The following is a 24,509-nucleotide window of genomic DNA, read 5'->3' as shown; positions in this document are numbered from 1 at the left end:
GGGGTCGTCCCGGGCCTCAGGTTATTGCGTGAGTCCCAGGTCGAGCAGTTCGGCGTGCTCGCGCGGTTCGCCGGCCTCGGCGCGGGCCACCCACCGCCGGTGGACGCCCCGCTCGATACGCTCCATGCCCAGCGCCCGCGCGACCGGCAGCCGCCCGCCGGTGTATTCGAGCAGCAGCTCGCCCGCGCGCTCGTCGCGTACGAGACAGGGGGCGCCGCGCCACTCGCACTTCCGGGTCACGTGGAGGACGGCCTCGCACTCCTCGGCGGGCACGGGCCGCACGAAGCGGCCCGGGGCACGCTCCTCGAACCCCTCGGCCGGCTCGTCGCGCAGCAGCCGGATCAGCAGCCCGTCGTGCCCGGGATCGGGGTTGGCCGGGTGATCGGCCCCCCGCCAGCGCGCCCGATAGGAGCTCGGGGAGACGGCGGCCGGCTCTCCGGGCCCCCAGCGGCCGAGGTCGCCGTCGTAGACCGCGCGCACGATCTCGGTCCCCGCCGTGGTCAGCTCGACGATCTCCGAGCCGTGCGGCAGCCGTACGGCGTCCACCTTGTACTCGCGGACCGGATAGTCGGCGTTCGGCGCGAGGCCCATGCCGGCGAACGGCGGCTCCTCGACGACCCAGCCGGCCACCGCCGCCATGCCCGCCTCGTCGGTCCCGCCGTACGGCGTGCGGTAGAGGTTGAGCCCGACCGTACGCCAGCGCAGGAGGAGCACCGAGCCGTCGCCGGTGAGCAGCCCCTCGTCGGCCCGGCGGCCCAGCATGTCGACGAGCACGACGGGCGTCGCCACGTGCGCCACGTCGAGCGCGTGGTGGCAGTAGCCGGAGACGCGCGACTCCCCCTCGCCGAGATAGGTGTGCAGTTCCCCCGGCGTCAGCGGTTTCTGCACGACCGGCAGCGCCGGCTCGGGCTCCGCCACGCGGTCCTGCGCGAGTGTGGGGACCGCCAGCCTGGCGACGGTCCCCGGTTCGAGCAGGAAGCGCACCGGCAGGCCGGGGTTGACGGCGAGGCCCCAGCGAGGGTCGGGCCAGCCCGCGGCCAGCTCGACCAGCGAGGTGACCCGGGCGCGTGACAGGCCCGTGGCCGCCGTCATGGCCTCGAAGGAGGTGTAGGCGGGCAGCCACACCCGGTCGGGCGCGGTGATCTTCACCCATGCGGGGTCGCCCTCCGGCGGCATGGGCAGCGCCAGCTCGGTGTCCCTGAGCATGCTCAGGCAGACCGCGAGGTCGCCCGCGTCGTGCGCCGCCCCGAGCCGCCGCTCGAACGCGCTGGCCGCCCACTCCATCAGATGCCGATCGGTGGCATGAAGGACGGTGTCTTCGGAATGTCATCGGGGTCCGGAAGGGGATCGGTGAGACCTCCGTTGACCGGGTTGAAGGCCACCGCGGCCTTGGTGAAGTCGGGCGCCTTCATCGTGACGGCCTGCATGCCGGGGAACTTCTGCTGGGCGCCGCCGGCGAGGTAGGCGACCCCCGTGAAGATGGCGGCGACCTTCAGGTTCAACCTGGCCAGGACCGCGAACACCCTCTGCGCGGTCCTGGACATGGTGACCATGATGCCGGTGACAGTGGGCTGGATCGCGGCCATCGAGAGGGGGTTGGCCCTGGCCGCGGCGCTGATGTGCGCCAATGTCAACGCCGCCCCGCCCATCGCCAGCGAGATGAAGCTCGCCACCGTGTAGAGCTGGGACGCGGAGTCGAGGCTGGCGCCGACCCCCTTCATGCCCTGGTCCAGTCCGTCGAGCTGGCTGTCCAGCTCGGCGAACTTCTCCTTGACCGTGGTCAGCATCCGCCCCTTCAGATGCCCGTTCGACTCGAGCGCGGTGAGCTGCCCTTTGAGATCCTCACGCAGTCGCCCGATGTCGACGGGCGCCTGGCCGCCCTCGCCTCCTTCGTTGCGCCACTCGCGCGCGCCCCGCGACATGGAGTCGGGGTCGGCGATCATCGTGGCCAGCAGCCCCGCCAGCGGCAGCGCGCTCGGCTCCAGGTACGAGGCCATGGCGGCCAGGCCGGCGCCGGTGATGAAGTTGTTGCGCGCGTCCCAGATCTCGACGTTCCCGATGCTCACCATGGCCTAGTCCTCCTGCATCCCGAGGACGGGAGGCGCCACGTCCTCGTCGCCGAACCAGGTGCTCTCGTCCTCCGGCACCGCGGCGCCCCGCTCACGTTCCTTGTCGTGGTCGCCGCTCCCCGCGCCCCCCATCGGCGCGTACGGCATGGCGGGTATCCCGCCGGCCCCGGCACCGGCACGCCCGGCGCCCGCGGCGCCCAGACCGGCGCCCGGGCCGTACACCGCAGGACCGTAGCCGCCCGCGCCGTAGCCGCCGGTGCCGGTGCCGGACCGCGCCCCCGTGGGGTAGTCGCCCGGCCCGTAGCCTGTCGTGCCGAGGCCGGGCGTCGTCGGCAGGGTCGGCACGGACGGCGGGCTCGGGTTGTGCGCCGAAAGGGAGGTGTCGCCCGGGGCGTTCAGCTTGGGCGTCTCCAGCGGGTTCACACCGCTTTGGCCGAGCCCGTCGAGGCCCGTACGGCCGAGGCCGTCCTTCCCGAGCCCGCTGCCGTCCGGGCCGAGGCCGCTGCCGCCGAGACCGCCGCCGTCAGGGTCACCGGCGCCGGGCAGGGCGCCCGCGCCGGGCAGGTCCGGATGCTTCGGGCCGGTGTCGACGTCGGTGCCCAGCATGTCCTTCGGCGGCTTCCAGCCGTCGCCGAGGCCGGCTCCGCCCTTCGGGAGGCCGCCGCCGCCGAGCCCCAGGCCCTTGGGGTCGATCCCGGCCCCCTTCGGACCGCCGGTCAGGCCGTTCGGGTCCTTCCCGGTGCCGCCCGAGCTCTGCTTCTCGGCTTCCTTGGCGTTCTCGACCGCCTGGTCGAGGGCCGCCTTCCAGGACTCCAGCACGTCCTTGCCCTTCGCCACGGCGTCGGCCGCCTGGTTCCGGACCTGACTGTGCACGCCGTTCAGGGCGCCGCCGATCACGCCGAAGGTCAACGGCGGGAGGTGGATCTGCTTGATCCGGCCGCTCGTGTCCGCCAGGACCTGGCCCCGGCCGGCCACGTCGTTGCCGAACTTCGCGACCTCGCCGTAGTCCATCTTGAACTCGGGGTCCGCCAGGCGCGGGTTCACCGCGCCGCCCGATCCCATCGTGGTCGCGAGTCCGGCGAAAGGACTCGTCCCGCCCCCGCTCGTATCCGCCACAACATCCTCCGGCCGATTGATTGCGTTTTCACCTATATGCGGCCCGAGTCACCCCAAAGCTCGCAAAACGTACAAATCCCCTAACCGGCTGTCTGACAAAAACACAAGAGACGTGACAGAATCTTAATCTCGGACAGTCCCGGCAAGGCGTCCACTGATCCATTACTGTGACTTTTGGGTCATCACCCGACCCGCCTGGTCGGGGGTAATTGACAGGATCAGTGGAGGTGGCCATGTCGCACTCTGGCGCAAGCCAGGCTCAAGTCAGCCGGCACGACCTGGACGAGGCGATCACCTGGATCGGCGACGCGGCCGAGAACATCCGCGGCATCCAGCGTTACCTGGACAGCGCCGGCGAGAACCTCAGGACCCACTGGCAGGGCGAGTCGCACCACGCGTTCAACAAGGTGCACCTGCTGTGGCACGAGCGCATGGACGTCATCCTGGGCAGCCTGCAGACCCTCGCGGAGAGCATCCGGGCGAACAACAAGAACTACGCCGAGTTCAACGCGCAGGCGACCGCCGAGATCAACAAGATCGAGGCGCTCATCAACCAGGCCCCGCCCGCCTCGTACAGCCGCTGAGCCCGAGACGACCACCAGGAACGGACGGAGAGCGCGATGGTGGACTTCGACATCACCAAGGTCAACTTCAGCGGTCTCGACTCAGGCGAGACCGAGTTCCAGAACGCCTTCAACCGGCTGGTCACCGAGCTGGAGAACCTGGAGAACAAGCTCAACACCAAGACCGCCATCTGGCAGGGCGGCGCCAAGGACGCCTACGACCAGACCCGGCGGATCTGGCAGCAGGAGGCCAAGGGCCTGGCGGACATCGTCTCGCTGCTGGCGAAGAACATCAACATCACCAACATGAACATGCAGGACGTGGAGCGGATCAACGCGGCCATGTTCGACGGCAAGTGAGCGGACGTCCAACGGTACGGCCGGAGGCGCCGGCGCTCCTTCGCCGGTGCCCGTCACGGCGTTGACGGAGGGTGACGCATGGCTCGCGACGGTGGCGTGGAGGTCAGCCGGACCGCGCTCAGGAACGCGCGCAAGGACTTCGAGGAGGTGCTCGAGGTGCTGGCGCCGGGCGCGTCCAAGGGCACGATGACACCGGCCGCCTTCCACGAGGGCGGCGCGGTGAAGCGCCTGCTCATGCGGCGTGAGGCGATCGGCGGCTTCTGGGAGGCCGCCACGGGGTTCCACTCGAGCCTGACCGGTGCGGAGGTCGCGGTCACCGCCATCTACGCGGAGATCGCCTCGACCCTCGGCATCGCCGCCGAACGCCTGGAGCTGGCGGTCAGGAATCTCGACGCCGGAGAGCAGGCGGGCGCGCGGCACGTCGGTGTGGCGGACGTCTAGTCGTACGCGGAGTGGTTGAGGAGGCGCCGTGGCGGAGCGGAGAATGCCGATCAGGGCGGCGATCGACGCGTCCGATCCGGGCGTCGTCATGCTGGAGACGCTGCGCACCTCGCTCGAGAAGACCGACCCCGAGCTCATCAGGGCGGCCTCGGGCGAGTTCAAGGGCGTGCACGACAAGCTCAAGTCCGTGGTCGAGACGCTCGACAGGCACCTGGACTCGCTCGACAAGCACTGGACGACGGGTGAGGACGCCAAACAGGTCAAGGAGCAGCTCCGCCGGCTCAGGGCCTCCACGGTCGCGGTGATGACCGCGATCGTGGACACCTCCGCTCCGGCGGGGCAGGCGGGGTCGCCCTCGGCGCGCGGCGTGGTGCCCGCGCTGGACGTCTACGCCAGTTCCCTCAACCAGTTCCGGGGCGAGAACGTCCCCGAGCCCACGAAGAGCGACATCGACTGGTACGACGCGGCCGTGGAGGCGGGGGCGGTCGGCGCGGCCGGCGGCGCCGTCGTCGGCTCTCCCTTCGCGGGCGTCGGAGCCATCCCCGGCGCGGTCATCGGCGGCGTCGGCGGGTTCATCGTCGGCGGCCTGGCCGGCGCCATCGGCTCGGCCTTCGGCGACGGTCCCTTCCTCAACCTCTTCGGGGAGTCGAAGGAGGAGAAGGACATGAAGGCGGCCGAGGAGCACCTCAAGAAGCTCACGCAGGCGACGCAGGCCGCCAACGCCCTCTTCCCCGAGTCGCTCGACACCGACGTGCCGAAGTTCGACATGACGCCCCCGTCCTACGACCCGCTGTCCGGCCCGGGAACGACCCTCCCGAGCGGATCGGTCCCCACGGACGTGCGGGGCTGGCAGAACCCCGCCTCGCTCGGCGACCTCGGCACGGGCTCCGGCCCGGACGGCCTCGGCGACGGCGGCTTCCCCGGCTGGAACGGCACGGGCGACCCGTACGGCCCGGGCGGCCCGGGCGGCGGGATCGGCACGGGACTGGACGGCACGGGGCCGGGCAGCGGCCTGAACGGCGGGTTGAACGGCGGCGTCGGCGCCCTTGGATCGAACGGCTCCGTACCGGCCGGAGCGGGCGCGAACGGCACCCGGCTGGACGACGCCGGGCTCGGCGGCACCAGCCTTTCCGGCCACACCCCGCAGACCGCCGTCCCCAACGGCCTGACCGGCGCCTCCGGCTCCGGCCCCGGCACCGGGTACGGCGGGTACGGCGCGGGCGGCGGTTCCGGCGCGGGCCCGGGGATCGGCGCCGGGGGTGTGGGCGTCAACGGAGCGGCGTCACGCGCCGCCGCGGGCAACGGCATGGTCCCGATGGCCCCGCACGGGGCGGGCGGGGGCGGCGAGCGCCAGGAGCGCGAGCGCACCACCTGGCTGCTCGAAGACGAGGACTTCTTCGTCAGCGACCAGCAGACCACGTCCGCGCGCATCGACAAGGCCTAAGGCGAGGGAGGCGAAATGAGCTACGCACCCGACGGCGGATCGCCGCCGCCGAAGCTGAGGATGCCGGAGAGCTGGCCGGGTCTCGGCGGGGGGCCGGCCGACGTGTACATCGACCACACGCGGGTCCGGCAGATCCTCAAGGGGCTGCGGGACGAGCTCGGCACACTGCGCGGGCGCGCCCCCGCCACCATGAGCGCCACCTGGAGCGGCCCGGGAACCGCGGGCGAGGTCCAGGGACTGACCAACGTCGGCCCCGCGGAGACCGGCCCGTGGGAGGCGGCGAAGTATTTCGGGTTGAACGCCGAGCAGGCCCACGAGGTGCTCAGCGGCAAGTATCAGCTGCTGATCGACCGCATCGAGGCGATGGTGAGCGCGGTGGAGCAAGCCGTCGTGAACTACGAGAAGGGCCACACGAGCAGCAGCGCGTGAGCCGCCGAGGGCAAGGGGAAAGATCGCGATGGGGGCCGAAGCCGGCTGGGAGCCGATCAAGGTGTACGCGAGCCTCGACGGGCTCGACCCGGAGAACCTCTCCCGGGAGCAGATCAAGCAGAAGCTGGACGCCGCGAGTCCCGACGCGGTCCGCCGCGCCGGTCGGGCGTTCACCAACGCCGCCGACCTGGTGGGCGGGAAGGTCGGCGGCAACGGGCCGTCCGAGATCGGCATCCAGGCGGCCCTGAGCAGGACCGCCAAGGAACTGTCCGCCGTCTGGCGCGGTCCCGCCGCCGAGCAGGTGCAGTCCGCCCTCCGCGCGCTCTACGCCACGGCGGGCGCGCTCGGCGACGCCATGACCGCGAGCGGGGCGGCGATGTCCTGGTACGCGGACGTGGTCAGCGACGCGAAGACGAACTTCCCCGCCGCCCCGGGCGGTTCGGACGAGGGCGCGGGCGGCGGCACGAGCGGGAGCCCCTCCCCCATCCCTTCCCCTTCGTCTTTCTCCTCCGCCTCGCCCCGGAGCCTCCCTTCGCCGGCCCCCTCTCCCGGCCCCGCGCCCTATCTCAACGAGGACGAGGCGGCGAGGGCCCACTTCCGCAAGCTCAACGAGCAGATCCAGGAGGCGAACAACGCCTTCGCCGAGGGGCTGGCCTTCGAGCTGCCCGCCGTCGAGCCGCTGCACATCGACCTCGCGGACTCTCCGCGCATCCGCGTGGGCGGGACGGGCGCGCCCACCACGACCTCCGACGGCGTGTGGCACGGCGGCTCGTACGGTGACGGCTCGACCGGCTCGGGCTCGGCGCACTCGGGTTCCAACGGGTCCGGGTCCGGCGGCTCGGGATCCGGCGGGGGCGGCCACTCGGGCGGCGGCTCCGGCGGCGCGGACGGCTCCGGCGGCACGGGCTCCGGGGGCGGCGGTGCGGACGGGTCCGGCGGCACGGGCGACCCCGGTACGGGTGGCCTCCCCGGCACCGGCGGCGCACCGGGACAGCCCGGCACGGGACAGCCGGGCGGCTCCGGCGACGGTTCGGGCACGGCTCCGGCCGTGATCGGGGGCGGTTCGACGGACCTGGCGACCACCCATCCCCTGCCCGGCGCCACGGCCCCCGCGGGCACCACCCCCAACGCGCTCACCGGCTATCCGGACCCGCGGATGCCCCTGCCCACGGCCGGGCCGACCGGCACGCTGCCGCCGGGCGGCGTGATCGGCGTGTACGGCGGGGCGCGCACCGGCTACGGGGCCGGCGTCGCCGGGGAGGCCGCCGGCCTCCTGGGCGGCTACCGGACCGGCCAGAGCGGTGCGGGCTCGTCCTTCCTCCCCTACGCGCCGGCGGGCGGCGCCGGGACGGGCGGGCAGGACGAGCGCGAGCGGGAAATCTACGACCCCGAGCCGGACGTCTGGCGGGTGACGAGCACGATCAGCCCCGACCGCATCGGCTAGTGCCGCGACCGCCAAGTTTTGCCCGGGGCAAAGGTTGGCGGGAGGGGCACGGGTTCCAGCGCGGGCCCGGGAAATCGCGCCCGTTCGCGTGGTCTCCGCCGGACGGGCGGGGCCGCCGCTCAGAGGTTCAGCCTGCGACTGATCCGGTCGAGCTCGCCCAGCACGTCCTCCGCGGTGCGGTCGAAGGCGGACTCCGCCTCTCTGACCTGGGTGAGCACGGCCTCGGGGTCGTTGAGGAACCTCGTCTGGTCGCCTTCCTGCCCGAGGACCTCGGCCATGGCGCGGTTCATCTGCCGGTACAGGTCGTCGGACGCGGCGCGCACCGTCTCCTTGATCCGCTCGGCCAGTTCGCCCGAGCTCAGCCGCATCGCCTTGGGGTGAAGCTCCAGCTCGCTCAGCCCCCGGCCGGTGAACTCCACCTCGACCAGGCCGTCCTCGTCCCGGGCCCGGCCGACGAGCGAGGACAGGGTGCCCTGGAGTCGTTCGACGGCCGCGATCCTGGCGTCGGCGCTCCGGCTGAACCGCTCCACGTCGAAGTCGTCGAATGCGCTGCCGGCCATACGAGCCCCCTTTTTTTGCCGCGATTTCCGGAACATCGGCACGCTAACGCATCAAAGGCGGGCGTACGGGGGTTTGCGGGCTCGCCGTTACACGCCAGTGAACAAGCCCCGAATTTCCGCTTTCCACCTGCGGAAACGTCACCCCCGCGCATGGCGGGGGCGCGGAGCCCGGTGATAGGGAAGATCACGTGTCGTACGGCGCATCCTCCTCCAGCGGGCCATCCGGGCCGTCCGCCCTCCCGGCCTCCTCCGTCTCCGCGATGGTGAGCCCCTGCCCGCACACGCCTCCGTGCCCGGCCGGTCCGTGCCTGCCGGACTCGATACGCGGGCAGCGCCAGGGAGGCGCCTCCGTGGTCCCGGCGAGGGTGCCGGCGCCGGACGGCGGCTCGTCCGGCCTGCCCGGCTACGAGGTGGCCGCGGGCTTCATCAGGAAGTTCGCCGGCACGGTGGGCGGCTCCGCGGAGGGCGTCCGGCGGATGAAGGACGCGACGCCCCGTTTCGAGGGCTGGAACCTCGCTCCGCTCGCCGGGGTCCCCATCGTCGGGCTCGCCTTCGTCCACCGGTTCAACACCGTCTCCGACACCTGGTCGGGCGCGGCCGGCATCCTCGGCGACGCCCTGCGCAGGGACGGCGAGACGCTGGTCAGGGCCGCCGACAACTACGTGGCCGCGGAGAAGGCCGGCACGGCGGCCGTCCGGAACACGCGTCCCTGAGAGGAGCCGCATGTCGACCTCACCCGGCGAGCCCGGCAGGTTGTTCGTCCCCGGCCGGCCCGCCCCGGGCCCCGGGGAGCTCTACATCACGGACTCGAGCGGCAACGTCCAGCGGGCCGTACGCGTGGCGCCGGCCGACGGAGCCGCTTCCGTCGCCACCCGCACCGATCCGGGCTTCTTCCGCAACCTGGTCAAGGGCCTGAACCCGCTGCGGCAGCAGACGCGTACGGCGATGGCCATGTCCGGGCTGGGGGGCGCGGCCCTCGCCCTGGACGTGGCGGCCACGATGAACCTAGGCAACCCCTTTCTCTTCTATGACCGGCGGGAGCTGTGGAAGGAGATGGGGAGCCGGCTGGAGAGCGGCCGGTCCGACATCTGGTTCTCCTACTTCCAGGACGTCAGCCCGAACTGGAAGGGCCACGCGGCCGACCTGCTCGGGCGGCGGGTCCGCTTCAACACCACGGTCCTGTACGAGAAGCTCCACGGGGTCACCGGCGAGATGAGCGGTGCGATGCACAGCCAGTTCAAGGAGGTCCTGGAGTACGACCTGTCGGTGTTCGGCCTCTACGCGGCCTCGGCGCCGATCCTCCGCACGCTGGCGGCGATGAGCGCGCACCCGGCCGGGCGGGTCGCGCTGATATCGCAGGTGGGCGTCTTCGCCAGTGCGCTGGGCAACCTCGTCAAGCAGTTCGCCGACATCTACATGGCCTGCGAGGGCGACCTCAACAAGGTGGAGCAGAAGCTCAACGACGTACGGGCCGCCTTCTTCGAGGAGGGCGACCCGGCGCGGGGCCGCCGCGACCTCACGCTCACCCCCGCGGTGGCGGATCGCGCGCACATCCACGACTACTGGCAGCCCGCGAGCGAGGAGCCCCGGTGAGGAACACGGCCGCGTTCAACGAGGGCAGGGAAGGCGACGTCGCCGGTCTGGTGCGGGAGGTCCAGGGCCGCGTCGGCGCGCTCGCCGACCTGCTCCACGGGCTGAGCGAGGAGGTGGTCGAGGGGACCGATGCCACGGGCGCCGTGGTGGCCAGGGTCTCCGGAGCCGGCCGCCTGCTCGGGCTGACCGTCGATCCGCGGGCGATGCGCGACCTCGACCACGTCGCGATGTCGGCCGCGATCCAGGGCGCGATCGGCGCCGCGCGGAGCAAGGTGGGCGAGCGGCTGGGGAAGGCCATGGAGGACTTCGCGCAATCGCCTCCGCACGGCGACCCGCTCGCCCCGTACGTCCGGGCGCTGCTGCGGGAGGAGTGAGCGTGACCGAGATGCGCGAGCTCCGGGCGCGCATGGAACGGCTGTCGGCGGCGGCCGTGTGGATGGACGAGCTCGCGGCCGAATGGAGCACACGCGAGTACGCCGGGAGTGCCGACGGGGGGCGGATCACCGCGACCGTCGACGCCGTCGGCACGCTGCGCGCCCTCGACATCCACCCGCTGAGCATGCGCGGGCTCGACAGCCGCTCGCTCGCGGAGGCCGTCCTGAAGGCCGTACGGCGGGCCGAGGCGGCCGCGGAGGCCGCGAAGGAGGAGGTGCTGCGCGGCGGGCTCGACGCCGCGGGTCTGCCCCACGTGGCCGGTCTCCTCGACGAGGCCCGCCGCGCGTTCGGCGATCGGGCGTCGCCCGAAGGCGCCGACCGGCTCTAAGCCATATACCGCTGCTACTCAATTCGTTGAATAGTCATATCCTTGACTATAAGAGCGAAGGGAGCGGTTCCATGGCCCTACGGCACGCCGTCCTCGCGGCGCTGCTCGACGGGGAGCTCAGCGGCTACCAGCTGGCCAAGGCGTTCGACGTCGGTGTGGCGAACTTCTGGCACGCCCTGCCCCAGCAGCTGTACGCCGAGCTGGCCAAGCTGGAGCAGGAAGGGCTGGTCGCGGGGCGGCGGGTGGTCCAGGAGACCCGGCCCACCAAGCGCCTCTTCCACGTGACGGACGCCGGGCTCACCGAGCTGGAGCGATTCGCGGCGGCCGCGTCGAAGCCGTCGTTCATCCGCGACGACCTGCTCGTCAAGGTGCAGGCGGCCGACCACGTCGACGCCGGGCCGCTGATCCGTCAGGTCGAGGAGAGGGCCGCCATGGCCGAGGCCAAGATCGATCTGTTCCGGCGGATCCTGCGCAAGATGCGCGGCGGCCTGGGCGAAGAGGAGTTCCTCCGCGCGGGCCGGCGCGTGGGGCCGTACCTGACCTGCCTGCGCGGTCTGGCCTTCGAGGAGGGCAACCGCGACTGGTGCCTGCGGACCGCGGCGATCCTGCGGGAAAGGAGCCCGGCCGCGCCAGACGGAAGGACGGCGGCCGTGCCTGGCGAAGGAATCGCGGCCATGCCACGAGAGGGGACCGCGCCGGCCCCACGGAATCCGGAGGTGGCCCATGCCGAGCGGTGAGCCCCTGCGTTACGTCGCCGTCGGCGACAGCCAGACCGAAGGGCTCGGCGACGGCGACCCCGCCCACCCGCGCGGCTGGGCCGACCGGCTCGCCGAGCGGCTCACGACCGTGGACCCGGAGGTCACGTACGCCAACCTCGCGGTGCGCGGGCGGCTCGCCGGGGAGGTACGGGCCGGGCAGCTCGCGCCGGCCCTGGCCCTGCGCCCCCATCTGGTCACCGTCGTCGCGGGCGTCAACGACCTGATCAGGCCCCGCTTCGACGCCGCCGAGGTGGCCGGGCACCTGGAGGCGATGTTCGCCGGTCTCACGGCCGCCGGCGCCCGCGTCGCGACCCTCACGTTCCCGGACGTCGGGAAGATCGCGCCGATCGCCCGGCCGCTCCGGTCACGGGTGTTCGACCTCAACGACCGCATCCGGGCGGCGGCGGCGCGGCACGGGGTGGCGGTCGCGGAGACGGCGTACCACGCCGTCGCCACCGACCCCCGGCTATGGAGCGCCGACCGGCTCCACGCGAGTCCGCTCGGCCACGAGCGGATCGCCGCGGCCGTGGCCCACGCCCTCGGCGTGCCCGGCAGCGACGACGCCTGGACGCTGCCCCTGCATCCCCCGGTGGATCCGGCCGGGTGGCGGGCTCTGGGCGCCGAGTTGCGCTGGGCGGGCACGTTCCTCGGCCCGTGGCTGGTGCGGCGTCTCCTCGGCAGATCGTCCGGCGACGGTCGCACCGCCAAACGTCCCGCACTGCTGCCCGTACGTCCCACGGCGTGACCGCAGGACGCCCGTGCCGCGCCCCGAGGGTCAGCCCGACAGGCCGCGCACCCAGGCGTACAGGTCGAGCACGCCCAGCGTGAGCGGGATCAGCGCGACGACCAGCAGCGCGTCGAGGATGTCCGCCGCCCGTCCCCAGAACGGCGACGGCCTGCCCGTGGGCAACCAGAGGCCGAGGCCGAGCACGAGCAGGGCCGTCCACAGCACCCCGACCGTCACGGCCACCTCGGCGACCGCGTCGGCGCCCGTGCCCAGCGCGAACGCCAGCGCGACGGCCCCGGCCACGGCCACGAGGACCATCCACAGCCGCTGGGCGACCCCCGCGAAGACCCGCGCCCGCATCGCGAGCGCCAGCGCCAGCGTCGCCGCCGTCGCGCGGGCGACCCAGCCGCCCTGCTGGACGAGCAGCAGCTCGGCCGCGCCACCGGCGAGCGCGATCGCGATGACCATGCCGGTGGCGTACCGGTGGGCCTGCGCGGTCCGCTGCAGCACCAGGGGGCCGTCGATCCGCTGGTTGTCGCTGCGCAACTCCTCCGCGCTGGTGGGCAGCGGCGGCAGCGGCACCCTGGCCATCCGGAACGACAGCGTGGGGATCAGCGGGCTCAGCGCCAGCAGGACCGTCGCGACCACGGCCGCCGCCCCGGCGCCCGGTCCCCCGAACACCATCACGCACGCGGCGCCCACGGCCCCGGCGACGGACGCGACCGCGACGCCGAGGAAACCCGCCACGCCGTCGGCGACCAGCACGCCGCCGACGGTGGCCACCAGCGCGGTGTACGCGAGCGCGGCCACCAGGTTCGGCGCGCCGAGCACCAGTACGGCGCCCGAGGCGCCGGGGGTGAACAGCCCGGCGAGGAAGGCGTGTGGCAGGGCCGCGTAGCCGATCAGGGCGCCGGCGGTGGGCTGGCCGACGGCCCTGGACACCACGGTCCCGGCGGCGAGCAGCAGCACCGCGACGGCTCCGGCCACTCCGGCGGTCAGCCTCGGCGGGGCCGCCGCGAGCGCGAGGACGACGGCGCCGAGCGCGAGCAGACCGGCCGCCACGCCCATGCCGAGCAGCCGCGTGTGCCGCGGCTCCCACCTGCCGCCGCCCTCCTTGGTCCCGGTGGCGACCACGTCGGCCACGTCGTCGTACACGGCGGGCGGCAGCGCCGCGTCGCGCGGGCGCAGGTACAGGATCTCCCCGTCCAGGACGCCCAGCGCGCCCAGGCTCTGGCCGAGGTCGAGCGGCGGGCCGCCGAGACGCTGCAGCACCCAGCCGGGGGCCGCGGCCGCGTCGCCGCCCACCTCGCCGACCGCGCGCAGCAGCCCGGGGAGAACGTGGGGCAGCGGGATGTCGGCCGGCAGCGCGAGGTCCGCCTTCCTGCGTGGAGCGACCACGGTGACGTGGCACAGAGGTGGCAGCGGCGCGGCCGCCTGCGGCAGCGCGCCCTGCTGGGCATGACCCTGCTGGATCTGGCCGTGCTGAACCTGAATGGGGGCCGGCGATGACACGGCGGGAATCCTCTCCCGAAGATCTCTCTGACAGCCCGAAAATATCGGCAAACCTGGTAGAAAAGTCAGTCAGATGAGCATTGTCGTCGTCTCGCGCCCCGAGCGCCGCCCGGGCCCCAAACCGCCCCGCGGTGAGATTCTCCTGGAATCCCCACCGGAGATTCCCGAGGTCCAGCCGCAGGGCCTGATGTCCATGCTCACGTACGTGCCGATGCTCGCCGGCGGCGCCGCGATGGCGCTGATGTTCACGGCGGGCGGCACCGGCAACCCCCTGATGTACGTGGCCAGCGGGCTGTTCGCCGTCTCCATGGTCGGCATGAGCATGGGCCAGCTCGGGCGCAACGCCGGTGAGCGCAGGAACCGCCTCAACGGGCTGCGCCGCGACTACTTCCGCTACCTGTCGCAGATCCGCAGGAAGGTCCGCAGGGCGGCCGTGCAGCAGCGGGAGGCGCTGGAGTGGAGCGGGCCGCCGCCCGAGTCGCTGTGGTGGATCGCGATGGGGCCGCGTCTGTGGGAGCGCAGGCCGCGCGACGACGACTTCGCGACCGTACGGCTCGGCACCGGCGTGCAGAAGCTGGCCATCCAGCTCGTCCCGCCGGACACCAAGCCGGTGGAGGACCTCGACGCGCTGTCGGCGGGCGCGCTGCGCCGGTTCGTCCGGGCGCACGCCACGGTGTCGGGGCTGCCCGTGGCGGTCGCCCTGCACTCCTTCGCCCGCATCCACCTCACCGGCGACTCCGCGGCGATGCGCGAGCTGGTGCGGGCGGTGATCGCGCAGCTCGTCGTCTTCCACTCCCCCGACGACATGCGGATCATGATCTGCGCCGGCAAGGAGTGGATGCCCCACTGGGAGTGGGTCAAGTGGCTGCCGCACGCCCTGCACCCCGACCAGACCGACGCGGCGGGCCAGGTCAGGCTCATGGCGGAGAACCTCGCCCACCTCGACACGCTGGTCGGGGAGGAACTCAGGGAACGGGCCCGGTTCCGTCCCGGCGCCTCCGCGGACGCCCTGCCGTACCACGTGGTGATCGTGGACGGCGGGCACGTGCCGCACGACAGCCAGCTCGGCTCGGACGCCATCCAGGGCGTGACGGTGATCGACCTGTCCGGTTCGACCGGGCCGGCGCCCGAGGCGATCACGCTCCGGCTGGACGTGCAACCCGACGGCTTCCACATGGTGAAGATCGACCACGCGGGGCGGCGGTCGGGCAACCGGCTCGGCGACCCCGACCGCCTCGGCTATCCCCAGGCGGAGGGGCTGGCCCGGCAGCTCGCGCCGCTGCGCGCCTCCGCCGGGGCCCAGGGCGAGGCGCAGGACGTGCTCGGCGTCAACACCTCGCTCACCGACCTGCTCGGCGTGGGCGACCCCGTCCACCTCGATCCCGCGGTGATCTGGCAGCCCCGCGCGGGGCGCAACCGGCTGCGGGTGCCGATCGGCCTGGGCGCGGACGGGCGGGTCGTCGAGCTCGACATCAAGGAGTCCGCGCAGGGCGGCATGGGGCCGCACGGCCTGGTCATCGGGGCGACCGGCTCCGGCAAGAGCGAGCTGCTGCGCACCCTGGTGCTCGGCCTGGCCATCACGCACTCCTCCGAGATCCTCAACTTCGTGCTGGTGGACTTCAAGGGCGGCGCCACGTTCCTCGGCCTGGACTCCCTGTCGCACGTGTCGGCGGTCATCACCAACCTGGAGGACGAGCTGCCGCTCGTCGACCGCATGCACGACGCGCTGCACGGCGAGATGGTGCGCCGCCAGGAGCTGCTGCGCGCCGCGGGCAACTACGCCTCGCTGCGCGACTACGAGCGGGCCAGGGAGCAGGGCGCGGATCTCAAGCCGATGCCGACCCTGTTCGTCGTGATCGACGAGTTCAGCGAGCTGCTCACCGCCAAGCCGGAGTTCATCGACCTGTTCGTGATGATCGGGCGGCTCGGCCGCTCCCTCGGCGTGCACCTCCTGCTGGCCTCCCAGCGCCTGGAGGAGGGCCGGCTGCGGGGCCTCGACACCCACCTGTCGTACCGGATCGGCCTGCGCACGTTCTCGGCGATGGAGAGCCGGGTCGTCCTCGGCGTCGCCGACGCCTACGAGCTGCCGCCCGCGCCGGGCAACGGCTACCTGAAGTACGACACCACGGGGATGACCCGGTTCAAGGCCGCCTACGTGTCCGGCCCCCACCACGCCGACCCCGGGCGGTCCGCCCCCGGCGAGGCCGGGCGGCCGGTACGCGAGGTGGTCGAGTACGGCCCCGCCTTCGCGCCCGTGGAGGTGACCGAGCCGTCCAGGGAGCTGGCGCCCGCGGAGGAGCCCGGCGGACCGCGGCACAGCCTGCTCGACGTCGTGGTCGGCCGGCTCACCGGCCACGGCCCGCCGGCGCACCCGATCTGGCTGCCCCCGCTGGCCGAGCCGCCGACGCTGGCCCACCTGCTGCCGCCGCTGTCCGTCACGCCCGAGCACGGCCTGACCACCGCGGGCTGGGGCGGGCGGGGGATGCTCCACGCGGTCGTCGGCATCGTCGACCGGCCGTTCGAGCAGCGCCGCGACCCCTACTGGCTCGACCTGTCGGGAGGCGCGGGTCACGTCGGCGTCGCGGGCGGCACGCAGAGCGGCAAGAGCACGGTGCTGCGGACCCTGGTCACGAGCATGGCCCTGATGCACACGCCACGCGAGGTGCAGTTCTACTGCCTGGACTTCGGCGGCGGCTCCCTGGCCTCGCTGGAGGCGCTGCCGCACGTGGGCGGCGTCGCGAGCCGTCTCGACGCCGACCGCGTCCGCCGTACGGTCGCCGAGATCTCCACCATCCTGGAGCGGCGCGAGGCGGACTTCGCCGAGCACGGCATCGAGTCGGTCGCGGCGTACCGGCGGATGCGGGCCGAGTCCGGCCGCGACGGCGACGGCTGGGGCGACGTGTTCCTGGTCGTGGACGGCTGGCTCACGCTCAGGCAGGAGTTCGAGTCGCTCGAACCGGTCATCACCGACATCGCCGCCCGTGGCCTCGGGTACGGCATCCACGTGGTCGCGGCCACCAACAAGTGGTCGGAGTTCCGGGCGAGCATCCGCGACCTGTTCGGCACCAGGGTCGAGCTCAAGCTCGGCGACGCCTACGAGTCCGAGGTCAACAGGAAGGCGTCGCTGGCGGTCCCCGAGGGAGTGCCGGGACGCGGCCTCACCAAGGAGGGGCTGCACTTCCTGTCCGCGCTGCCGCGGATCGACGGCGTGCAGAGCTCCGAGGACCTCGCCGCGGGCGTCCGCGGGCTGGTGCACGCGGTCAGGGACGCCTGGCAGGGGCCGCCCGCGCCGGCGATCCGGCTGCTGCCGCCGGTGCTGCCCGCCGCCTCCCTGCCCGGCCCCGAGGAGACGGGGCCGAAGATCGCCATCGGCATCGACGAGGCGACGCTCTCGCCCGTGCTGCTCGACTTCGACGCCGACCCGCACTTCGTCGTCCTGGGCGACACCGAGAGCGGCAAGTCGAACCTGCTGCGGCTCGTCGCGGAGGGACTGGTGGCCAGGCGGCAGCCGCACGAGGCGATGATGATCGTCGTCGACTACCGCAGGTCGCTGCTCGACTCGGCCGCGACCGCCCACCGCATCGGCTACGCGGCGTCGAGCACCGCCGCCCAGGAGCTGGTCAACGACGTGCGCGGGGCCCTGCTCAAGCGGCTGCCGCCGGCCGACCTCACCCCCGAGCAGCTGCGGACGAGGAGCTGGTGGCAGGGTTCGGACGTCTACATCGTCGTGGACGACTACGACCTGGTCGCCACCTCGTCCAACCCGCTGCTGCCCCTGGTGGACCTGTTGCCGCAGGCGCGGGACATCGGGCTCCACCTGGTGTTGTCGCGTCAGATGGGCGGCGCCGGCCGGGCCATGTACGACCCGGTCATCCAGAAGCTGAAGGACATGGCCAGCCCCGCCGTCATCCTGTCGGGCAACAAGGACGAGGGCTACCTGTTCGGCAACGTCCGGGCGCACCCGCTGCCGCCCGGCCGGGGCTACCACGTCGACAGGAGGTTCGGCGCGCGGCTCGCCCAGACCGCGTTCCTGCCTCCCGCGGACAGCGAGTGACGGCGGAAAGGAGCGGCACGTGGCCGGTTTCGACATCCACTTCCAGGCGCTCGAGAGCTGCCGTACGGCGGTGAGCAAGGCCTGGGGCCAGTACGAGAGCCTGCACGGCGGTCTTCCCGAGACGCCCGGCACCCGGGCGGCCGCCTTCGGGCACGTGGACGGCGCCGCGGCGCTGGCAGAGGCGGTCGACGCCGCCTACGCCGCGCTGACCGCGGAGGCGGGCGACGCGAGGACCAAGCTGAAGGGCGTGGAGCGGGCGCTGGAGACCGTGCAGGACAACGTCCGGACCGCCCACACGGCCACATCCGGGTCGATGCGGGCATGAGCCTGCCAGGCGAGGGGGTGGCATGAGCGGCGTCGGGGATCTGCCGGGCGGCGCCGAGCTGTCCGCCATGGCGGAGAAGGTGAAGGGCGATCCCGGCGGGATTCGCGACATCGCCGGGAAGTGGCGCGGCGCGGCCCGCGACGCGCAGGACTACGCGGGCGGCGTGGGCCGGGCCGTACGCACGGTGGATGCCGCCTGGCAGGGCCGGTCCGCCGATGCCTTCGTGGGCTACATGAACAGGTACGGCAAGGCGGCGGACGGCCTCCACGACGCCCTGGTCGCGTGCGCGGGCGCGCTGGAGAAGGTCGCCACCGCGCTGGAGAGCGCCAAGTCGAAGATCGACGGCATCTGCGCCGGCGTGGTCGCCGACGCGGCGACCTACCGCGCCCGCAACAAGGACGTGACGGACGAGGAGCTGGACAAGGGACTGCGGGCCATCGTCTCCCGGGGCGTCGAGGACGCCCGGCCGCACCTGGAGCAGGTGACCACGGCCGTCGGCGACGCCACGAAGACGCTGGGCGGGCAGCTGGGCGGCGACTACCGCGACGGCGCGCTCACCTTCGCCAAGATCCCGGACCCGGGCAAACAGGACTTCGTACCCCGCCAGGGACACGCCGTCGACTGGCGCCGCGACCCGGGCTACACCGGCTCTACGGGGGCCCCCGGCGACAAGGCGCACCCGACGTACGCGTCGTACGGCCAGACGAGCCTGAGCGGCGGCGCGGGCGGCGGCGGCTACGGCCCCAGCGGCCCGCCTCCGCCCGGCGGCGGGCCGGCGCCCACGGGCCAGGTCAAGGAGTGGATCGAGCAGGCCGTCGCGATCCTCAGGGCCCAGGGCTACCCGGCCGAGAAGATGAACCGGGACGACATCTGGATGATCATCAGGCACGAGTCGGGCGGGAACCCGCACGCGATCAACAACTGGGACTCGAACGCCGCCGCGGGAACGCCGTCGAAGGGGCTGATGCAGACCATCGACCCGACGTTCAACCGCTGGTCCCTGCCGGGGCACAAGGACATCTGGAACCCCGTCGACAACATCGTGGCGGGCGTCCGGTACGCCATCGAGCGCTACGGCTCGGTCTCGGCCGTGCCCGGCGTGGTGGGCATGAAGACCGGCACCGGATACCGGGGATACTGAGCCGCCCGCCCGGCGCGGGCCGCGTCGGGCACCGGGAACCGCCCGCCGTCGCCCGCCACGCGGCGGTGGCCGGCGAGAGGCACGGGGAAGACCGGGCGCGGCCGGCCGAGAGCCGAGCGCGGCACGCGGGGCACGGGGAAGACCGGGGCACGAACGCGGAAGGCCGGGCGGCTGCCCGCCCGGCCTTCCTGATCAGCGGCTACCCGATGCCGGACCTGCCGGTCCGGCCTCCCGGCGTTCGTCAGCCGCAGTTGCCCCAGTCGGCGCTGGCGCCGGCCCCGCCGATACGGCCGAGGTACCTGACGCACTTGCCCTTGGCCTGCAGCTTCACCGGGCCGGCGTAGTACTCGTAGCTACCGCTGTCGGTCTTGCTCACGCCGCCCTGGACCTCCAGGGTCGCGGAGACGGGCGTCGCCTTGCCGACGTCGGCCGTCTTGATGGTGACGACGCAGTTCTCCCCCGTGCTCGCGTTGTAGAGCTGGTAGATGGCGCCACCCGCCAGAGCGCTGCTGCGCTGCACGTAGAAGCCCGCCCCGCAGACCTGCTCAGGGGCGTAGGGGTTCCTGACCGGAGCGGCCGTGCGGGTCGGCCTCGGCGCCTCGGTCGTCGGCTTCACCGTGACCGTCGGCTTCACCGTGACCGTCGGCTTCACCGTGACCGTCGGCTTCACCGTGACCGTCGGCCTGGCCGTGACCGTCGGCCGCGCCGTCGGCTGCACGGTCGGCTGCACCGTGGGCTGCACGGTCGGGCGGGAGGTCGCGGTCGGGCGCGGGGCCGTGGCGGTCGGGCGCGGCGTCGCCGGTTGCGTCACCGTCCGCGTCGGCGCGACCGTCGCGGTGGGCGACGGCGCGGCCGGGCTCGGGGACGGCTCGGCGGTGGCCGGCGACGGCGACGCGTGCGGATTCCGCCGGCCGGGCCATCTCGGCTCCTCCGGGCTCGGCACCGGCTCCTGCGTCTCGGTGGCCGCCGGGCTCGGCGACTGCGAGGGCGGGGGCTCCGGAGTCGGCTCGGTCGGCACCGGGCTGGGCGTCGCGATGACCGTGGTGGTGGTCGTCACCCGGGCCGTCGGCCGCGTCTGGTCGATCGGCTGCTGCGGCGGCGGGACCACCGGCTGGGTCGGCACCGGCACGATCGGGCCCGGGGTCGGGACCGAGGTGAGCTCCGGCGTCACCGGGCCGTCGGTCGGCCACTCGCTCGGCAAGACCAGCGGCTGCACCGGGCTGTCCGGATCGTTGGACGACAGCGCCCATGGCACCGTCACCTGCGGCGCCGCCGTCGGGTTCTGCCCGCCGCCTCCGGCCCCGCCGCCCGCGGGCCCGCCACCGGCGTCCGTGAGGTCCGCGGCCACCCTGCCGCCGGAGCCGTGCTGCCCTGCGGCGCGCTCCGCGGCCGCCGGCGACAGCTGGACCTCGGCGTACCGGCCCGCGCCCCACAGGCCCACTCCGGAGAGCAGGACCACGGCGCCGACCGCCGCCGCCAGGCCGACGGGGAAAGGCCTGCGCCTGGCCGGCTCGACCTGGCCCTGGGCGGTCGGCGGCCCCCACGTCTGCTGCGGAGGCTGCTCCTGCGGCATGGCGGGCGGCTGCCAGGAAGCGGCCGGCGCCTGCTGGGGCTGCTGAGGCACGGACGGTGGGCCCCACGTCTGCTGCGGAGCCGGCGGAACGGGGACTCCCCCGAGCGGCGGCTGCGCGGGCTGGGGAGGCTGCGGCACCTGCGGGGACAGCACCACTCCCGAGGCCGGGCTCGCCGCCGGGTTCGCCCCGGCGTCACCGCCGAGCAGCCGCAGCATCGCGGCGTAGGCGGTGGGGCGCTGCCCCGGCTCCTTGGCCAGCGCGGGCAGCACGACCTGGCGCAGCCGCTCCTCCAGGCCGCCGAGGTCGGGCGGCGCGTTCAGCACCGCCTGCGGATCCTGCGGGAACGGCGGCCGCCCGGTCGCCGCGAAGACGACCGTGGCGGCCCAGGCGAACATGTCCGCGTACGCGTCGTACCGCCCGCCCCTGATCTGCTCGGGGGCGAGGTAGGCCGGCTCGCCCACCGGCGGCCCGACGGCGACGTCGGTCAGCTTGACCCCGTCGTCGGCGACGATGACGTTGTGCGGGGTGAGCGCGCCGTGCGCGAGATCGGCGAGGTGCACCGCGGTCAGCGCGGTGAGCAGGCCCACCGCGACCCGTTCGAGCGCCTCGCCGGAGAGCGGGCCCCCGGCAGCGACGGCGGCGGCCAGACTGCGCCCCTCGACGTGTTCCCTGACGACGTAGGGCCGATCGCCGAGCAGGCCCGCCGCGATCGTGCGGGCCACATATGAGCTGGACACACGTGTGGCCACAGTGAGCCGGTCGAGGACGGCCTGCCCCGAACCCGGCTCGGCGGCCAACAGCTTGATCACCCGCACAGGGGCGTCGTCGCCGGACTCCTTGCCGACATAGACGTCGCCGCGGGGCCCCTCGTCCAGCCGTCCCAGGATGGCGTACTCGCCTATCTGCTCGGGATCACCCGGCCGTAAAGGGTGCATCTCAGTCCTTTCTGAAAAAGCGACCTGATCAGGATCATTCAACCAAGAGCACCCGACACAAAGCAGCAGTTTTCGCCAGCCCAAAACATTGAAGCGTCAATTACCTGATGCCGGCGTGTCAACTCTCGCGGCCGGGGCGCCACCCCCTGCGCCGGCCCATCGGCACGAACACCCGCACGGCCACGATCAGGCCCACGGCGCACAGCGCCGCCACCGCGATCGTGAGCGCCAGGTCGACCGCCTCCTGGTCGACCGGAGCCGCCTTGCTCACCGCGCCCGGCGGCAGCGGGGCCGGCGCCGGCGGCGCGATGACCGGGGCGTCGACGGCCTCGAGCGGCAGGATCGCGGTGACGGCGAGCAGCGGGTTCACCATCCCGGCACCAGTGCCCGCCCCCACGCCGCCGTCCGCCGTGGCGGTGATGCGCCACCGCACCCGTTCCTGGTTCAGCCCCGGATGGCGGGCACGCACCAGCGCCGCCACCCCCGCGACGTACGGCGCGGCGAAGCTGGTGCCTTCGAGCCCGCCCATGTACGACCGTCCGGGCCAGGTGGAGGTGATGTTCTGGCCCGGCCCCAGCACCGCGACGGGGGTGGCCGTGTTGGAGAAGTCGGCGCGCCTGCCGTCCGGGGTGGCCGACCCGACGGCGAGCACGCCCGGGTACGCCGCGGGGTAGGCGGGCTCCGGCGTGCCGTCCTCCGCGGTCGTGTTGCCGGCCGCCGCCACGATCACCGCGTCCTTGTCCAGCGCGTACGCCACAGCCTGCCGGAGTTTGGGATCGTCCTGGGCCTGGATCGACACGTTGATCACGTCGGCGCCGTAGTCGGCCGCGTTCACGATGGCCCTCGCCAGCGTGTCCACCTCGCCGTTCTCCTCGTTCGTCTGCTTGAGCGAGATCAGCCGCACGCCCGGCGCGACGCCGTGGAAGGGGACGCCCTTCAGATACTGGGCGGCGATGATCCCGGCCCCCGCCGTGCCGTGCCCGACGCAGTCGCGGTGTCCCGTCCCGGTGTAGTCCACCGACTTGGCCACGTGGATCTGCGGGTGCGTCAGGTCCACTCCGCTGTCGATGATCGCGACGGTGACCCCCTCACCCGTGGTGAGCGGCCACACGCGCTTCGGGTCGAGTCTCCGCTGCCCCCACGGCTCGGCCACCTGCATGCTGCCCTTGCGCGGCGCGCACCGCACCGGCGCGGCGTGCGCCTGTGCGGGAGGCGCGGGCGGTGCCACGAGAAGCAGCGCCAGCACGGTCGCCAGAAGGCCGGGTCCCCGCATGAGTGATCAGCCTAACCTGTCGGACTTGACCGGCGATGCCGGTTCGAAACAGGCATACCGGCGATGAGAACCGGGAGCGGCGAAAACAGTTCTGACAGCGGTCCCACTCAGCAAGGGGGCGGACGCCGTCGGGCCGCTGCGGGTGCTTAAAATCCAGCAAGGCTCGTAACCAGGGGCCCTAGGGAAGGATGGACACGGTGCACAAGGTCCTGATCGCCAACCGCGGTGAGATCGCCGTACGGATCGCCCGGGCGTGCGGGGACGCCGGCCTCGCCAGTGTGGCGGTCTACGCCGACCAGGACCTGGACGCGCTGCACGTGCGGGTGGCCGACGAGGCCCACGCGCTCGGCGGGCAGAGCCCGGCCGAGACCTACCTGCACATCGACAAGCTCCTCGCGGTGGCCGAGCAGACCGGCGCCGACGCCGTCCACCCCGGCTACGGCTTCCTCGCCGAGAACGCCGGCTTCGCCCAGGCCGTCATCGACGCCGGGCTGATCTGGATCGGCCCGCCACCCGCGGCCATCACCGCCCTGGGCGACAAGGTCGCGGCCCGCCACATCGCCCAGCGCGTGGGCGCCCCCCTGGTCGCCGGCACCCCCGACCCCGTCTCCGGCGTGCAGGAGGTCGTCGACTTCGCGCAGCAGCACGGCCTGCCCATCGCGATCAAAGCGGCCTTCGGCGGCGGCGGCCGCGGCCTGAAAGTGGCCCGCACCCTGGAAGAGATCCCCGACCTGTACGAATCGGCCGTCCGCGAGGCCGTCACCGCCTTCGGACGCGGCGAATGCTTCGTCGAGCGCTACCTGGACCGGCCCCGGCACGTGGAAACCCAGTGCCTGGCCGACACCCACGGCAACGTCGTGGTCGTCTCCACCCGCGACTGCTCACTGCAGCGCCGCCACCAAAAACTCGTCGAGGAGGCCCCCGCACCGTTCCTGACCGACGAGCAACTGCAGCTGCTGTACTCCTCCTCCAAGGCGATCCTGCGCGAGGCGGGCTACGTCGGGGCCGGCACGTGTGAGTTCCTCGTCGGCCAGGACGGCACGATCTCCTTCCTGGAGGTCAACACCCGGCTGCAGGTCGAGCACCCGGTCAGCGAGGAGGTCGCCGGCATCGACCTGGTCCGCGAGATGTTCCGCATCGCCGACGGCCAGACGCTGGGCTACGACGACCCGGTGTTGCGCGGCCACTCCATCGAGTTCCGGATCAACGCCGAGGACGCGGGCCGGGGCTTCCTGCCCGCGCCGGGGACGATCACCTCGATGCGGGTCCCGTCGGGGCCCGGGGTGCGGCTGGACGGCGGATATGAGACCGGGATGAGCGTGCCGCAGGCGTTCGACTCGCTGGTGGCCAAGCTGATCGTCACCGGCGCCACCCGGGCCCAGGCGCTGGAGCGCTCACGCCGGGCCCTGGCCGAGTACGAGATCGGCG

At 73.2% G+C, this 24,509-nt stretch carries 23 protein-coding genes; 16 read left to right on the top strand and 7 right to left on the bottom strand.

Features of this window, described 5'->3' with window-relative positions; translation table 11 throughout:
- Positions 1 to 21 precede the first annotated feature (21 nt).
- From HHX41_RS12075 to HHX41_RS12065, 3 genes are read right to left on the bottom strand one after another with little or no spacing between them, the layout of a single operon-like run.
- On the bottom strand, positions 22 to 1,284 hold the full coding sequence (locus HHX41_RS12075) for an SseB family protein (RefSeq protein ID WP_182906027.1): 1,263 nt from the start codon (positions 1,282 to 1,284) through the stop codon (positions 22 to 24).
- Positions 1,284 to 2,069, bottom strand: a complete 786-nt coding sequence (locus HHX41_RS12070; RefSeq protein WP_182906026.1) for a hypothetical protein — start codon at positions 2,067 to 2,069, stop codon at positions 1,284 to 1,286. The genes HHX41_RS12075 and HHX41_RS12070 overlap by 1 nt, the downstream gene beginning before the upstream one ends.
- A 3-nt stretch (positions 2,070 to 2,072) precedes the next feature.
- On the bottom strand, positions 2,073 to 3,185 hold the full coding sequence (locus HHX41_RS12065; protein WP_182906025.1) for a hypothetical protein: 1,113 nt from the start codon (positions 3,183 to 3,185) through the stop codon (positions 2,073 to 2,075).
- A 233-nt stretch (positions 3,186 to 3,418) separates the two neighbouring features.
- Here HHX41_RS12065 and HHX41_RS12060 point away from each other — a divergent pair, with 233 nt between their 5' ends.
- The 6 genes from HHX41_RS12060 to HHX41_RS12035 all read left to right on the top strand — a co-directional run bounded on the left by HHX41_RS12060 (position 3,419) and on the right by HHX41_RS12035 (position 7,866).
- Positions 3,419 to 3,769, top strand: coding sequence for a WXG100 family type VII secretion target (locus HHX41_RS12060; RefSeq protein ID WP_169986094.1), 351 nt, complete (start codon positions 3,419 to 3,421; stop codon positions 3,767 to 3,769).
- Between the two features lie 36 nt (positions 3,770 to 3,805).
- Entirely contained in the window at positions 3,806 to 4,108 is a 303-nt protein-coding gene (locus HHX41_RS12055) for a WXG100 family type VII secretion target (RefSeq protein ID WP_142569316.1), read from the top strand.
- 78 nt (positions 4,109 to 4,186) lie between these two features.
- Positions 4,187 to 4,549 (top strand): hypothetical protein, encoded by a 363-nt coding sequence (locus HHX41_RS12050; protein ID WP_182906024.1) that lies wholly within the window; start codon positions 4,187 to 4,189, stop codon positions 4,547 to 4,549.
- A 28-nt stretch (positions 4,550 to 4,577) separates the two neighbouring features.
- The gene (locus tag HHX41_RS12045) at positions 4,578 to 5,993 is read left to right on the top strand and encodes a WXG100 family type VII secretion target (protein WP_182906023.1); all 1,416 of its coding nucleotides are present in this window, start codon (positions 4,578 to 4,580) and stop codon (positions 5,991 to 5,993) included.
- A gap of 15 nt (positions 5,994 to 6,008) precedes the next feature.
- Complete coding sequence (locus HHX41_RS12040) at positions 6,009 to 6,422, top strand: hypothetical protein (protein WP_182906022.1); 414 nt, start codon at positions 6,009 to 6,011, stop codon at positions 6,420 to 6,422.
- A 28-nt stretch (positions 6,423 to 6,450) separates the two neighbouring features.
- Entirely contained in the window at positions 6,451 to 7,866 is a 1,416-nt protein-coding gene (locus tag HHX41_RS12035; protein WP_182906021.1) for a WXG100 family type VII secretion target, read from the top strand.
- Between the two features lie 119 nt (positions 7,867 to 7,985).
- Here HHX41_RS12035 and HHX41_RS12030 read toward each other — a convergent pair whose 3' ends face one another.
- Complete coding sequence (locus HHX41_RS12030) at positions 7,986 to 8,426, bottom strand: YbaB/EbfC family nucleoid-associated protein (RefSeq protein ID WP_169986086.1); 441 nt, start codon at positions 8,424 to 8,426, stop codon at positions 7,986 to 7,988.
- Between the two features lie 350 nt (positions 8,427 to 8,776).
- On the opposite strand from HHX41_RS12030, the gene HHX41_RS12025 reads away from it, so the two are divergent.
- The 6 genes from HHX41_RS12025 to HHX41_RS12000 all read left to right on the top strand — a co-directional run bounded on the left by HHX41_RS12025 (position 8,777) and on the right by HHX41_RS12000 (position 12,285).
- The gene (locus HHX41_RS12025) at positions 8,777 to 9,139 is read left to right on the top strand and encodes a hypothetical protein (protein WP_169986084.1); all 363 of its coding nucleotides are present in this window, start codon (positions 8,777 to 8,779) and stop codon (positions 9,137 to 9,139) included.
- 10 nt (positions 9,140 to 9,149) lie between these two features.
- Positions 9,150 to 10,019, top strand: a complete 870-nt coding sequence (locus tag HHX41_RS12020; protein WP_182906020.1) for a hypothetical protein — start codon at positions 9,150 to 9,152, stop codon at positions 10,017 to 10,019.
- Complete coding sequence (locus HHX41_RS12015) at positions 10,016 to 10,393, top strand: YbaB/EbfC family nucleoid-associated protein (RefSeq protein ID WP_182906019.1); 378 nt, start codon at positions 10,016 to 10,018, stop codon at positions 10,391 to 10,393. The genes HHX41_RS12020 and HHX41_RS12015 overlap by 4 nt, the downstream gene beginning before the upstream one ends.
- 11 nt (positions 10,394 to 10,404) lie before the next feature.
- Positions 10,405 to 10,782, top strand: a complete 378-nt coding sequence (locus tag HHX41_RS12010; RefSeq protein WP_259400922.1) for a YbaB/EbfC family nucleoid-associated protein — start codon at positions 10,405 to 10,407, stop codon at positions 10,780 to 10,782.
- A gap of 71 nt (positions 10,783 to 10,853) precedes the next feature.
- Positions 10,854 to 11,519: a PadR family transcriptional regulator gene (locus HHX41_RS12005; protein ID WP_182906017.1), complete on the top strand. Its 666-nt coding sequence runs from the start codon at positions 10,854 to 10,856 to the stop codon at positions 11,517 to 11,519.
- Entirely contained in the window at positions 11,506 to 12,285 is a 780-nt protein-coding gene (locus HHX41_RS12000; protein WP_182906016.1) for an SGNH/GDSL hydrolase family protein, read from the top strand. Before HHX41_RS12005 ends, HHX41_RS12000 begins: the two co-directional genes overlap by 14 nt.
- Positions 12,286 to 12,315: 30 nt before the next feature.
- Here HHX41_RS12000 and eccD read toward each other — a convergent pair whose 3' ends face one another.
- Positions 12,316 to 13,779: a type VII secretion integral membrane protein EccD gene (gene eccD / locus HHX41_RS11995; protein WP_310741934.1), complete on the bottom strand. Its 1,464-nt coding sequence runs from the start codon at positions 13,777 to 13,779 to the stop codon at positions 12,316 to 12,318.
- Positions 13,780 to 13,852: 73 nt separating this feature from the next.
- Between eccD and eccCa the strand changes: the two genes are divergently transcribed.
- Genes eccCa through HHX41_RS11980 form a run of 3 tightly spaced genes read left to right on the top strand, consistent with a single transcriptional unit; the run spans position 13,853 to position 19,299 of the window.
- The gene (gene eccCa, locus HHX41_RS11990) at positions 13,853 to 17,833 is read left to right on the top strand and encodes a type VII secretion protein EccCa (RefSeq protein WP_182906015.1); all 3,981 of its coding nucleotides are present in this window, start codon (positions 13,853 to 13,855) and stop codon (positions 17,831 to 17,833) included.
- Between the two features lie 19 nt (positions 17,834 to 17,852).
- The gene (locus HHX41_RS11985) at positions 17,853 to 18,158 is read left to right on the top strand and encodes a hypothetical protein (RefSeq protein ID WP_182906014.1); all 306 of its coding nucleotides are present in this window, start codon (positions 17,853 to 17,855) and stop codon (positions 18,156 to 18,158) included.
- Between the two features lie 22 nt (positions 18,159 to 18,180).
- A complete protein-coding gene (locus HHX41_RS11980) occupies positions 18,181 to 19,299 on the top strand; it encodes a WXG100 family type VII secretion target (protein ID WP_220503994.1) in 1,119 nt (372 codons plus the stop codon).
- Between the two features lie 241 nt (positions 19,300 to 19,540).
- Here HHX41_RS11980 and HHX41_RS11975 read toward each other — a convergent pair whose 3' ends face one another.
- On the bottom strand, positions 19,541 to 21,808 hold the full coding sequence (locus HHX41_RS11975; RefSeq protein WP_182906013.1) for a serine/threonine-protein kinase: 2,268 nt from the start codon (positions 21,806 to 21,808) through the stop codon (positions 19,541 to 19,543).
- A 118-nt stretch (positions 21,809 to 21,926) separates the two neighbouring features.
- A complete protein-coding gene (locus HHX41_RS11970; RefSeq protein ID WP_169986068.1) occupies positions 21,927 to 23,081 on the bottom strand; it encodes a S8 family serine peptidase in 1,155 nt (384 codons plus the stop codon).
- 197 nt (positions 23,082 to 23,278) lie between these two features.
- Here HHX41_RS11970 and HHX41_RS11965 point away from each other — a divergent pair.
- On the top strand, positions 23,279 to 24,509 hold a 1,231-nt coding region (locus HHX41_RS11965; protein WP_182906012.1), incomplete at its 3' end, for an acetyl/propionyl/methylcrotonyl-CoA carboxylase subunit alpha.

Source organism: Microbispora sp. H13382, assembly GCF_014161445.1.
Classification (GTDB): domain Bacteria; phylum Actinomycetota; class Actinomycetes; order Streptosporangiales; family Streptosporangiaceae; genus Microbispora.
The sequence above is the reverse complement of the archived record's forward strand: the minus strand, read 5'-3'. Positions and strand labels throughout refer to the sequence as shown.

What these genes read in the sequence shown, in the direction of transcription:
- HHX41_RS12075 (WP_182906027.1), bottom strand. Translation starts at nt 1,284, where the DNA reads ATGGAGTGGGCGGCCAGCGCGTTCGAGCGGCGGCTCGGGGCGGCGCAC.
- HHX41_RS12070 (WP_182906026.1), bottom strand. Translation starts at nt 2,069, where the DNA reads ATGGTGAGCATCGGGAACGTCGAGATCTGGGACGCGCGCAACAACTTC.
- HHX41_RS12060 (WP_169986094.1), top strand. Translation starts at nt 3,419, where the DNA reads ATGTCGCACTCTGGCGCAAGCCAGGCTCAAGTCAGCCGGCACGACCTG.
- HHX41_RS12055 (WP_142569316.1), top strand. Translation starts at nt 3,806, where the DNA reads ATGGTGGACTTCGACATCACCAAGGTCAACTTCAGCGGTCTCGACTCA.
- HHX41_RS12050 (WP_182906024.1), top strand. Translation starts at nt 4,187, where the DNA reads ATGGCTCGCGACGGTGGCGTGGAGGTCAGCCGGACCGCGCTCAGGAAC.
- HHX41_RS12040 (WP_182906022.1), top strand. Translation starts at nt 6,009, where the DNA reads ATGAGCTACGCACCCGACGGCGGATCGCCGCCGCCGAAGCTGAGGATG.
- HHX41_RS12035 (WP_182906021.1), top strand. Translation starts at nt 6,451, where the DNA reads ATGGGGGCCGAAGCCGGCTGGGAGCCGATCAAGGTGTACGCGAGCCTC.
- HHX41_RS12030 (WP_169986086.1), bottom strand. Translation starts at nt 8,426, where the DNA reads ATGGCCGGCAGCGCATTCGACGACTTCGACGTGGAGCGGTTCAGCCGG.
- HHX41_RS12020 (WP_182906020.1), top strand. Translation starts at nt 9,150, where the DNA reads ATGTCGACCTCACCCGGCGAGCCCGGCAGGTTGTTCGTCCCCGGCCGG.
- HHX41_RS12010 (WP_259400922.1), top strand. Translation starts at nt 10,405, where the DNA reads ATGCGCGAGCTCCGGGCGCGCATGGAACGGCTGTCGGCGGCGGCCGTG.
- HHX41_RS12005 (WP_182906017.1), top strand. Translation starts at nt 10,854, where the DNA reads ATGGCCCTACGGCACGCCGTCCTCGCGGCGCTGCTCGACGGGGAGCTC.
- HHX41_RS12000 (WP_182906016.1), top strand. Translation starts at nt 11,506, where the DNA reads ATGCCGAGCGGTGAGCCCCTGCGTTACGTCGCCGTCGGCGACAGCCAG.
- eccCa (WP_182906015.1), top strand. Translation starts at nt 13,853, where the DNA reads ATGAGCATTGTCGTCGTCTCGCGCCCCGAGCGCCGCCCGGGCCCCAAA.
- HHX41_RS11980 (WP_220503994.1), top strand. Translation starts at nt 18,181, where the DNA reads ATGAGCGGCGTCGGGGATCTGCCGGGCGGCGCCGAGCTGTCCGCCATG.
- HHX41_RS11975 (WP_182906013.1), bottom strand. Translation starts at nt 21,808, where the DNA reads ATGCACCCTTTACGGCCGGGTGATCCCGAGCAGATAGGCGAGTACGCC.
- HHX41_RS11970 (WP_169986068.1), bottom strand. Translation starts at nt 23,081, where the DNA reads ATGCGGGGACCCGGCCTTCTGGCGACCGTGCTGGCGCTGCTTCTCGTG.